Raw genomic sequence first — 10,240 nt, forward strand, 5'->3', positions numbered from 1 at the left:
GGCGGGAACGGTGCCGGCGGGAACGGTGCCGGCGGGAACGGTGCCGGCGGGAACGGTGCCGGCGGGAACGGTGCCGGCGGGAACGGTGCCGGCGGTCGACGACGACCTCTGGTCCGCGATCGGCGACCCGACCCGGCGCCGGATGCTCGACCTTCTGCTGGGCGCCGGTGGCGGAACGGCGACCACGCTCAGCCAGGAACTGCCCGTCACCCGGCAGGCCGTCGCCAAGCATCTCGGCGTCCTGGACCGTGCCGGCCTGGTCCGGTCCACCCCGGCGGGCCGGGAACGGCGCTACCGGGTGGACGAGGCGCAGCTCGCCCGCGCGGTCGCCCAGCTGGCCTCGGTCGGCTCGGCGTGGGACGCCCGCCTGCGGCGCATCAAGCGGATCGCCGAGGCGATCCAGCAGGCCAACCAGAACGACTGACGAGAAGGAGCCAGAACATGGTGGACATCCTGCACCGCGTCGGCACGCTGAACCCGACGCCGGAGAAGGTGTACGACGCACTGACCACGATCGACGGCCTCGCCGGCTGGTGGACCGACGACACGACGGGCAGCGCGGACGTCGGCGGCACCCTCGCGTTCCGCTTCCCGCCGGGCGGCTTCGACATGTCGGTCGTCGAGGCGCGGCCGAACGAGCGGGTTTCCTGGCAGGTGGTGGACGGCCCCGAGGAGTGGATCGGGACGACGATCGACTGGGATCTGCGCCAGGACGGCGACTACACCATCGTGCTGTTCCGCCACGGCGGCTGGAAGGAGCCGGGGGAGTTCATGCACCACTGCTCCACCAAGTGGGGCTCCTACCTGCTGAGCCTGAAGGCCCTGGTGGAGACGGGCACCGGCGCGCCCTCGCCGCGGGACGTGCGGATCAGCGACTGGCGCTGAGCCGGTCCCGCGGCCGGGTCCTCGGACGTCGGGTCCCGCCGCCGATGGGCTCGGGTCAGTGGATGAGGCCCTCGTGTCCCCAGCGGGGGGTGGGCCCGGGGTCGCCGAGCGCGGTTCCGACGGGCTCCTGGGAGAGCTCCTGCGCGATGGCGGTGCCCCAGTCGAAGTACGCCATCAGCGTCGCGGCCAGTTCCGGGCGGTCGGGGAGGACCTCGTCGATCGCGGCGGCCATCAGGTCAAGCCAGCGCTGCCGATGCTCGTCGCGGATGGCGAGGCCGAGGTGGCTGCGCAACAGCTCCTGATGGCCACCGAGGCGCGTGGTGAAATCCGCCGGGCCGCCGAACACCTCGGCCAGCCAGACGGCGACGTGCTCGAGGTGGGTGGGCGTGAAGTGCGCGAACACGGGCGCGAGCAGCTCGTCGGCGAGCACGCGGTCATAGAAGGCCGCGGACAGGCGCCGCAGCTCGTCGAGCCCGCCCACCTCGTCGTACAGCGTGGAACCCACGATGACCTCCCGGCGTCTGGGGTGCTGCGCTCCTCGGGCCCAGCCTGCCAGACCGGTGTGTCACGACGTGACAGCGCCAGGGCCACGGCCAGGGGAGTGGTTCTACACGCCGTCGGCCGGCGGTGGCGGAGTTCGGGGAAACGGCTCCGCGCGCTCCGGTGACTGTCTTAATGTGTGGCGGGCCACATGGGCCTGCTCGGGGCAGGCTGTCCGCGGGGTATTCGTGTTGGTGATATGGGGGGTTCCGTGAGTCATGCCGTCGAGCCTTCGGTCGATGAAACTCCGGCGTACTACCGTCGGAACTTCGGATCGTTCTCGCTGGGTACGGAGGAGGAGCTGGTCGGCGCCGCCATCGAGGTGAGCGCCGTCCAGTTCACGGCTGTTGTCGACCCGGCGAAGGCCCCGGATGTCCAGGCGCCGGCAAAGGTGTTCGGTCTGGTCGGTCCGGTGAACAGCACCGAGGTGCTGGTGGAGATCACCCGCGACCTTCCTGTCCTGACCTCGGCGAACTCCTTCAAAATCGAGCTGCGGACGACGCCCACCGAACGCAATGACGACGCCGGCTGGCAGCGAAGGCGGGCCGCCCTCGACTTCACGATCGACACCCTCTACGCCCAGCGCAACCAGGCCCTCGCGAACCTGGTCGGCAACGAGTTCACGCTGACGGCCTTGGACGCCGCATACACGCTCCGCGTTCCCCAGCCGGTCGTGAACACCGACGTGCAGGTCACGGTGGGAATTCCGGCCGCGCAGATCGGCATCGACATGTCAGTGGAGGACGCCGCCCACGGGATTCTGCACCCGCTGCTCAACGTCACCTGGTACGAGATGCAGTTCGAGGACGACAGCATCCGCGACACCTTCGGCGCGGACACCATGCGCCGGCACGCCATCGTGATGTCCGCGATCCTCAAGTGCGCGAAAATCCTCAAGGCCAACCGGATGAATCTCGCGACCGCCACCGCGAAGAACGCCTGGGGTGTCCTCCCGCGTCATCCACTGTCCATTCTTCTCGCTCAGATTCCGGATGCTGAGGAAAGTCTTGTCGTGGCCGGCGACATCCTGCGGGCGGAGATGCCGACCTGGCCGAACGCGCAGGCGGAGGTCATTGACAAGGATGTCTGGGAGGCCGCCAAGCTTCGTGTCTTCGGGCGGAACTACCCGAACAACACGGCCACCGGCACCACCATCGCCGGCAGCGTGGCGCTGTTGTTCGAGTACCGCGCGCCGGACCGCCGCGACGGACGCTTCACCGGCCGTTTCTGGCGGCGCCCAGGCGACTGAGCCGCCGGGCTGTCGCGCGAGCGCGAGGGCGGGCCGGGAAGTCATGGTAGGCGAGGTCGAGGCCGCTGCGGATCCCGCTGCGCCCGCGTGCCCGGCCATCGGTCAGGTGTTGCGGCCGCCGTTCACACCAAGGAGCTGCCCGGTGATGTAGCTGGCCTCATCGGATACCAGAAAGGCGCAGGCCGCGGCGATGTCCTCCGGCCGGCCGGCCCGGCGGACGGGGGTGGTTGCGATGGTCTTCTCGATGGGGCCGCCGAGCAGCCCGCGCGCCTCGGCCTGGCGCAGCATCGGGGTGTCGATGAACCCGGAGCAGGTGCACGTTGAACGCGAGGAAGGCCTCGGTCAGCTCGGGGTGGCGCACCAGCGTCGCCAGCGCGTTGCCGGCGCCGGCAACATTACGGCGGCGGCGGGGCAGCATGCCCGCCAGGGCGGCCTCGGTGCGCTCGTCCCACTGCTCGTCCGGTAGCGGAGGCAGGCGCGTCACGCCACCCCTCCCGCCTCGGAGCCGCTGGCCGCGGCGTCCACGTTGGTGACCCCCACGTTGGTGACCATGGCGCTCCCGCTGATCGATTGAGAATCGAATTCTCATATTCGATCATCAGATTTCCATGGAGATCGGCCGGAGTCAAATGACGCTGGCGCGTCGAGGGATCGGCCGCTGGCCCGGCAGCGGTACGGTGCTCGGCGACATCGTCCCGGCCGAGATCGGCGCGATCGATTCTCGCCTGGCGAGAAGATCATTTTCCCTCTTGAAGAGGGGACGCCGCCACCCTTCCTTCCCGTGAGTCGAAGTTACGGATCGTCGCCACCGTCGTGGTGGATCGCCAGGTCTCGCCTAAACGCCGTCTCCTGAGTGCCGGTGACGCCGACCGCGAGGTCCCGTTACCGGGTCGGCCGGCTGGCTGACCCGGTCGATGCGGACTGACGCCACCTTCGGGCGGCCGTTGGCGGGTTCGTTCCCTTGCCGGTGAGCGCCCGCCGCTCGGCGCCCAACCAGGCAGATGACAGGCGGGGCTGTCCGCGGTGGCCGGCGGACGGATCGCCGTCGCCGGCCGGCCCGAAAGGGCCGCCCCGGACAAAGTGATTAGTAGGTCCCGGTTGACAGGCAATGACGGTCCGCACTAACTTCTGGCCGCAGCAGAAGATGCGGCGGGGAGAGTTTTCTGGGCGGATTTTTCATTTCTGACGCTCTTTTCGGCGCGCGCCCACCGCTGTCGCCGCCAGTTCTGGAACGTCATTCTGTTTCCGTTCCGTCTGCCTTGGTCGGTGTCGATTTTGCTGACCCTCCAGGTCGGATTGCCGTGGCGAAACGAAGTTCGCCGGCGGTACCGGAAAACCGAACCAGAGGGAGTCGACATGCGTTTACGGAAAGCGGACGGGAGCGGATCCGTTGAAGTCTCACCCGCGGGCGCGGGACCCGCGCGGCACGCCCTGCGCGGCCGTCACGGACGCGTCCGTGGCCTCGCCGCGGCCGTGGTCGCGACGCTGGTCGCCAGCGTGTTCGCGGTGGTCGGCATCACCTCGCCGGCGCGGGCGGGCACCGTCTGGCCAGGCGGGACCTGGGCGCCGGACCCCGAGACCTACGGGATCACGGTCGTCAAGGACGTGCCGGTGACGATGGACGACGGCGTCGTCCTGCCGGCCGACATCGGCTACCCGACGGACCGTCTGACCGGGAAGCGCGCGGCCGGCACCTTCCCGGTGATCGTCCAGCAGAACCCTTACGTGTTCGGTGGCGACCCCGACTCGTTCTTCGTGAGCCGGGGCTACATCTTCGTCTCGGTGGACGTGCGCGGTACGAACCGTTCGCAGGCGCCGGATGGCGGGCCGCTGGTCAACCCCCTGTTCGGTCCGCGGATCGCCAAGGATGGCACCGAGGTGGTGGACTGGGCCGCGCACAAGCTGGACGGCTCCAACGGCACCATCGGGCTCTACGGCTGTTCGCAGCTCGGGATCAACCAGCTTTTCACCGCCGCTGCCGTGGGCCCGCACTCGCCGGTCCAGGCGATCATTCCGGCCTGCGCGTCGAACAGCTACGACATCTACTTCGCCGGCGGCGTGCCATCCGCGACAGTTCCGCTGTTCGGCCAGGATCTCGGACTGAGCGGTGACAAGCACGCGGCCGAGAACCTCGCCTACGGCCAGCAGCTGGTCGCCGAGATCAACGCCAGCGGGCCGCGGGCCTACCACAGCTCCTTCTGGCAGGAGCGCACCACCGACGCCTCGATGGCCGCGAGCATCGTGAAGAACGGCATCCCGGCCCTGTTGTGGAGCGGCTGGCAGGCCACGGAGAACCCCGGCGCTCTGCATTTCTACGCCGCGCTGCAGAACGCGGCGAACGGGCGGCCCGCGGCCGCGCCGCTACCGCCGGGCCAGTCGACGACCGGCCGCTACCAGCTGGTGCTCGGAAACTGGGGGCACGGCAGCGGACTGGACAAGAGCATCGAACTGGAGTGGTACGACACCTGGCTGAAGCACCGCAACACCGGCATCGCCGCCACGAAGACCCCGCTGCACCTCTACGAGCAGGGCAGCAACCGGTGGGTCAAAGCGAGCGGCTACCCACTGGTCACCAACTACATTCAGTACTACCTCAACGCGAACTCCGCCCTTACCGCCGGCCCGCCTGGCGCGTCGGGCACCGACCAGGTGACCTATGCCGCCCCCGACCAGTCCGGCAGCACCCTGACCTACACGACGTCCCCGTTCGTCGTCGGCCAGACACTCGCCGGACCGATCGACGCGAGCATCTACGCGTCGTCGAGCAACCAGAACATCAACCTGATCGCGACGCTGCAGGACGTACCGCCGTCGGGTTCTCCCACCACGATCTCGTCGGGTTCCCTCATCGGCACCCTGAGCGCGCTGGACGGGTCGGCGTCGTGGAAGGACTCGGCCGGCCGCCTGATCCTGCCCGTCCACCCCTACACGGCCGACAAGGCGGTCGTGCCCGGCGCGGTGAACCGGTATGACATCAGGATCAATCCGACGGCCTGGGGTCTCGCGCCCCTGCACTTGTTGCGGCTGGTCATCAGCACCCAGGCAAGCAAGGACGACTGCAGCGGCCTACTCGGCATGCCGCAGCCCTGCGCCTACACCGCCGCCCAGCAGGCCAGCCTGGCTGGGGGCAGTTACCAGATCGCGCGCAACAGCGCCGGCCGCTCGGTGGTGAACCTGCCGCTGCTTCCCTGGCTGCAGCTTCCCACGGCCCGTAGCGGTGCGACCCCGACCAGCGGCCTTTCCAGCGAGCCACTGGGCTGGTGAGGTCGGCCCGCGTCAGGTCCATGTCCGCCTGGGTCTGACGCGGGCCGTTGCCCGGGAGGGTCAGGGTTGCCGTTGCCGACGGCGCGCCCACGGACCGCGCAGTCCGCCGTCCAGCCGGTGCCATCCGGCATCAGCACCGAGGCCATTCCGAGCAGCGCCAACACCTGGTCCAACGCGATGACCAACTCGTCGTCCTACCTGGGTTTCGGGTTGGTCTGATCAGGCGGCTCCCGCGGCTAGGCTGGAGCTGAATCCTGTTCCGCGCACGAGCCGCCAGGGCGGCGAGCAGAAGGGAGCCGGCCGTGGCACGCACGGTTGCGACGAACACCCGGGTCGCTCTTCCGGAGCTGCTCGCGTTCGCCCGGACCAGGCACCGGATGCTGCTGATCACCCGGCGTCCGGACGGGTCCGCGCAGGCCTCGCCGGTCACCGGTGGGGTGGACGCCGCCGGGCGGCTCGTCATCTCGACCTATCCGGAGCGGGCGAAGACGCGCAACGCGCGCCGGGAACCCGAGGTCGCCGTCGTGGTGCTCTCCGACGAGTGGAACGGCCCCTGGGTGCAGGTCGACGGTCGTGCCGAGGTCCTCGACCTGCCGGGCGCCGTGGACGCCCTGGTGGACTACTACCGCGCCATCGCCGGCGAGCACCCCGACTGGGACGAGTACCGCCAGGCCATGGTCGACCAGGGCAAGTCCCTGCTGCGGATCACCCCGACCCGCTGGGGGCCGATCGCCACCGGTGGTTTCCCCGCCCGCCTCGCCTGAGGGCCGCCCGTCCGGCGACGGGACCCGCGCCTCGTCGCGCGGTCCCCGCCGCCGGGCGGTTTCTGCGGCGGACCGGACTCCGTCAGCCGCGCGGAAACACGGCGGGGAACGTCACCGGGTCACGGTCACGCGGGAAACGGCGCCTTTGCCGGTTTTCTCGGCGCCCTACACCGCGCCGAGGTAGAAGACCCCGGCGGCGTCCGAGCTGTCCGAGAAGAAGAACTCCCGCCACGAGCGGATGAACTCCCATCGGCTGACCCGGCCGTCGCCGTCGGTGTCCAACCGGCTGAACACCTCCGCGCCGTCGGCGGGCTTGGTTCCCCACGCCTTCAGGTAGCGGTCGAACTCCTCCTTGTCGATCTCGTTGTCGCCGTCCCGGTCGATCGCGTCGAAGATGGAGTGCGGCAGGCCCTCGGCGAGATTGAACCGGCTGACGTCCATGAGCAGGGAACGGACGGCGTGGATGTAGTCGTCCTGCGACAGGCGGTTCTGCCCGTTGGCGTACCGCAGGAGCTCCAGCCAGAACATCTGGTGGGCGGCGCGCAGACCGTAGGCCTGGCGCGATTCCCGATCGAGCTGCAGGCCGGTGATGTACCGGTCGATGAGGCGCTCGTAGTCGGCCCATTCCAGGTAGCCGTCGTTGTTTGAATCGGTCGCCTTGAAAAGCTTCTCCAGGCGAAGGTCCTGCGGTGAGGTGACCGTGCTGACCATGACGTACCCCTCTCGCGAGGAAACCGGGATGATCTGTACGCGACCCCTGGAAGGTCGTTTGTTCAACGCCTTCCGGCGGCCGGCAGAGGAAAAGTCTAGCCACGGCGAAGATGGTTGCAACTCGGCGCTTACCAGGTTTCGCGAGAAGCTGGCCATGGTAGGGCCCGGTGCCGCGTCAGGCCGATGACCGGAAATCACCGGCGAAATCATTCGGCCCCGTGTGCGCAGATCGCGATCGATTGCATGCGAAGAGTGATCACAGTGTCGCGGGGAGGACTCTTCCTGGTCGGCTACCTACCCAGTGTCCTATAGTGCTAGTCAGCTAGAGGAATGGAGGTGCTGATGATCGAGTTTCACCTGGACGCGGGCTCCGGCGTCTCGCCGTACCTGCAGGTGGTCAGGCAGGTACGGCAGGCGCTGCTGCTGGGACTACTGCACGAGGGAGACCAGCTGCCGACCGTCAAGGACGTGGTGGCGAAGCTGGCGATCAACCCGAACACCGTGCTCAAGGCCTATCGGGAGCTCGAACACGACGGGCTCGTGGCCGCCCGGCCGGGAGTCGGCACGTTCGTCACGCGGACGCTGGCCGACGCCACCCTCGCCGCGCACGGGCCGCTGCGCACGGAGCTGCGGCACTGGCTGACCAGGGCGCGGCGCGCCGGCCTCGACGAGGAAAGCATCGAGGCCCTGTTCATGGCCACCTTTCGCATGACCGCCACCGAGCCTGGCGCGGCGAGCCAGGCCGCGAGCGCAACCGCCGCCCCGGACCACCGCGCCGCCTCGGACCACCACGCCGCGGCGAACGACTCAGTTGAGGACATCGCGTGACCGCCCTTCTACAGACCCGTGGCCTGGGCAAGCGATACCGGGGCCGCTGGGCCCTGGCGAACTGCACGCTGGACGTGCCAGCCGGCCGGGTCGTCGGGCTCGTCGGCCCCAACGGAGCCGGGAAGTCGACGCTGCTGAACACGGCTGTCGGCACGATCCCGCCCACGTCGGGCACGATCGAGGTTCTCGGCGGCCGCCCCGGCAGCGGAGCGGCGCAGCTTGCCAGGGTCGGCTTCGTCGCTCAGGGCACCCCCGTCTACGCCTCGCTGAGCGTCGCCGACCATCTGCGGCTCGGCGCCCGGCTGAACCCCGGCTGGGACGACACCCTGGCGCGGGATCGGATCGGCCGGCTGGGGCTGGACCCGGCGCTGCGGGCGGGGCAGATGTCCGGCGGCCAGCGGGCCCAGCTGGCCCTCACCCTCGGCATCGCGAAACGCCCGGAGCTGCTCATGCTGGACGAGCCGGTCGCCAGCCTCGACCCGCTCGCCCGCCGCGAGTTCCTCCAGGACCTGATGGAGGCGGTCGCCGAGCACGGGCTCAGCGTCGTGATGTCCTCCCACCTGATCTCGGACCTGGAACGGGCCTGCGACCACCTCGTGGTGCTCGTCGCCTCGCGCGTCGTGCTCGACGGCGAGATAGAGCAGCTCCTGGCCACCCACCACCGGCTCACCGGACCCCGGTGCGATCCCGCCGACCTGCCCGCGGGCCTGGAGGTCCTGTCCGCCAGCCACACCGAGCGGCAGAGCACCCTGGTGATCCGTACCGAGGCGCCGATCCGCGACCCCGCCTGGACGGCGACCCCGTTGAACCTGGAGGACCTCGTGCTGACCTACATGGGCCGGCGCCCCGCCGAGCCCGACTCCCGCCACCAGCTGGCAGCCGTCCGATGATCTGGCTGACCTGGCGACAGCTCCGTGTCCAGGCCGCGACGATTCTTGGCGCCCTGGCCGTCCTTGCCGTCGGGCTCGCGGCGACCGGCCCGCGGCTGGCCCATCTCTCCGCTGCCGCCGCCGACGACTTCCTCGACCAGGCCGGCAACGACCGGGCCGACAGCTGGGTGTACCTCGTCGGCGTCCTCGCCGTGCTCGCGCTGCCCGCGATCATCGGGGTGTTCTGGGGGGCGCCTCTGGTCGCCCGCGAGCTGGACGCCGGCACGCATCAGCTCGCCTGGAACCAGAGTGTCACCCGGACCCGCTGGTTGGTGACCAAGCTCGGCCTGACCGGGCTCGGCGCCATGGTCGCCACGGGCGCCCTCAGCCTCGCGGTGACCTGGTGGTGCGCCCCGATCGACCGCGCCGTGGCCGCCGGCCATGGCAACGGCGGCCTGCTGACCCAGGCCCGGATGCTACCGCCGATCTTCGACGCGCGGGGCATCGTTCCGATCGGCTACGCCGCCTTCGCCTTCGCCCTCGGTGTCGCCGTCGGGATCCTCGTGCGGCGCACCGTGCCCGCCATGGCCGTGACGCTCGCCGTCTTCATCGCCGTCCAGATCGCCGTGCCACTGCTGGTCCGGCCGCATCTCGTCGCGCCCAGTCGGAGCGAGGTCGCGATCACCGGGTCGACCCTGCAGGGTTTCCGTGGCTCCGGCCCACCGGGGCCCGGTGGCCATATCGACGGGCTGATGGTGGAGTTCGACCGGCCCGGCGCCTGGCGGCTGTCCGCGGAGACCGTCGACGCCGACGGCCACGTCGTCAGGACACTGTCGTCGTCGCTGGCGGACTGCATGCCCCCGCCGGTCGACGCGCCACCGAGCCGCGCGTCGGTGACCGACCCTCGGCAGGCGTGCGCCACCGAGCTCGCCGCGCGGGACTACCGGCAGCGGTTCACCTACCAGCCGGCCAGCCACTACTGGCCGCTGCAGGGCGTCGAGACGGGGATGTACCTCGCCGTCGCCCTTGGGCTCGCCGGCCTGAGCTGCTGGCGGATCCGCCGGCTGTCCTGACCGCCGCCCGCGCCCCGGGCGGGCCCCCCCCCCCCCCGCCCCCGCGGGCGGCCGGGG

General features: G+C 70.2%; 12 protein-coding genes and 1 pseudogene. 10 read left to right on the plus strand and 3 right to left on the minus strand.

Annotated elements, in window-relative coordinates; genetic code table 11:
* Both MXD60_RS27195 and MXD60_RS27200 read left to right on the plus strand, forming a co-directional pair.
* The coding region (locus MXD60_RS27195) for an ArsR/SmtB family transcription factor (protein ID WP_248822546.1) at positions 1–424 on the plus strand (424 nt) is incomplete at its 5' end.
* A 17-nt stretch (positions 425–441) separates the two neighbouring features.
* Entirely contained in the window at positions 442–885 is a 444-nt protein-coding gene (locus MXD60_RS27200) for an SRPBCC family protein (protein ID WP_248822547.1), read from the plus strand.
* Between the two features lie 55 nt (positions 886–940).
* Here MXD60_RS27200 and MXD60_RS27205 read toward each other — a convergent pair whose 3' ends face one another.
* On the minus strand, positions 941–1,390 hold the full coding sequence (locus MXD60_RS27205) for a group II truncated hemoglobin (protein ID WP_248822548.1): 450 nt from the start codon (positions 1,388–1,390) through the stop codon (positions 941–943).
* A 246-nt stretch (positions 1,391–1,636) separates the two neighbouring features.
* On the opposite strand from MXD60_RS27205, the gene MXD60_RS27210 reads away from it, so the two are divergent.
* Positions 1,637–2,674: a hypothetical protein gene (locus MXD60_RS27210; protein WP_248822549.1), complete on the plus strand. Its 1,038-nt coding sequence runs from the start codon at positions 1,637–1,639 to the stop codon at positions 2,672–2,674.
* A 102-nt stretch (positions 2,675–2,776) separates the two neighbouring features.
* Here MXD60_RS27210 and MXD60_RS27215 read toward each other — a convergent pair.
* Positions 2,777–2,980, minus strand: a pseudogene (locus MXD60_RS27215) (SDR family oxidoreductase); the annotation flags it as partial.
* On the opposite strand from MXD60_RS27215, the gene MXD60_RS27220 reads away from it, so the two are divergent.
* The 4 genes from MXD60_RS27220 (at position 2,973) to MXD60_RS27235 (ending at position 6,702) form a co-directional block, all read left to right on the plus strand.
* Positions 2,973–3,140, plus strand: coding sequence for a hypothetical protein (locus MXD60_RS27220; protein ID WP_248822550.1), 168 nt, complete (start codon positions 2,973–2,975; stop codon positions 3,138–3,140). The pseudogene MXD60_RS27215 and the gene MXD60_RS27220 sit on opposite strands and share 8 nt — an antisense overlap.
* 890 nt (positions 3,141–4,030) lie before the next feature.
* Positions 4,031–5,938, plus strand: a complete 1,908-nt coding sequence (locus MXD60_RS27225; protein ID WP_248822551.1) for a CocE/NonD family hydrolase — start codon at positions 4,031–4,033, stop codon at positions 5,936–5,938.
* A 66-nt stretch (positions 5,939–6,004) separates the two neighbouring features.
* Complete coding sequence (locus MXD60_RS27230; RefSeq protein ID WP_248822552.1) at positions 6,005–6,157, plus strand: hypothetical protein; 153 nt, start codon at positions 6,005–6,007, stop codon at positions 6,155–6,157.
* An 83-nt stretch (positions 6,158–6,240) separates the two neighbouring features.
* On the plus strand, positions 6,241–6,702 hold the full coding sequence (locus MXD60_RS27235) for a PPOX class F420-dependent oxidoreductase (protein WP_248822553.1): 462 nt from the start codon (positions 6,241–6,243) through the stop codon (positions 6,700–6,702).
* A 165-nt stretch (positions 6,703–6,867) separates the two neighbouring features.
* On the opposite strand, the gene MXD60_RS27240 is transcribed toward MXD60_RS27235, so the two are convergent.
* Complete coding sequence (locus tag MXD60_RS27240; RefSeq protein ID WP_248822554.1) at positions 6,868–7,413, minus strand: EF-hand domain-containing protein; 546 nt, start codon at positions 7,411–7,413, stop codon at positions 6,868–6,870.
* 342 nt (positions 7,414–7,755) lie between these two features.
* On the opposite strand from MXD60_RS27240, the gene MXD60_RS27245 reads away from it, so the two are divergent.
* The 3 genes from MXD60_RS27245 to MXD60_RS27255 are packed head-to-tail and all read left to right on the plus strand — an operon-like array spanning position 7,756 to position 10,183.
* Positions 7,756–8,241 carry a GntR family transcriptional regulator gene (locus MXD60_RS27245; RefSeq protein ID WP_248822555.1) on the plus strand — a complete coding sequence of 162 codons (486 nt, stop codon included), beginning with the start codon at positions 7,756–7,758 and terminating at the stop codon, positions 8,239–8,241.
* On the plus strand, positions 8,238–9,131 hold the full coding sequence (locus tag MXD60_RS27250) for an ABC transporter ATP-binding protein (protein ID WP_248822556.1): 894 nt from the start codon (positions 8,238–8,240) through the stop codon (positions 9,129–9,131). The genes MXD60_RS27245 and MXD60_RS27250 overlap by 4 nt, the downstream gene beginning before the upstream one ends.
* The gene (locus MXD60_RS27255) at positions 9,128–10,183 is read left to right on the plus strand and encodes an ABC-2 membrane transporter-related protein (RefSeq protein ID WP_248822557.1); all 1,056 of its coding nucleotides are present in this window, start codon (positions 9,128–9,130) and stop codon (positions 10,181–10,183) included. Before MXD60_RS27250 ends, MXD60_RS27255 begins: the two co-directional genes overlap by 4 nt.
* The last annotated feature ends 57 nt before the right edge of the window (positions 10,184–10,240 follow it).

Origin of the sequence: Frankia sp. AgB32 (genome assembly GCF_023243045.1) — a bacterium.
Taxonomy (GTDB): domain Bacteria; phylum Actinomycetota; class Actinomycetes; order Frankiales; family Frankiaceae; genus Frankia.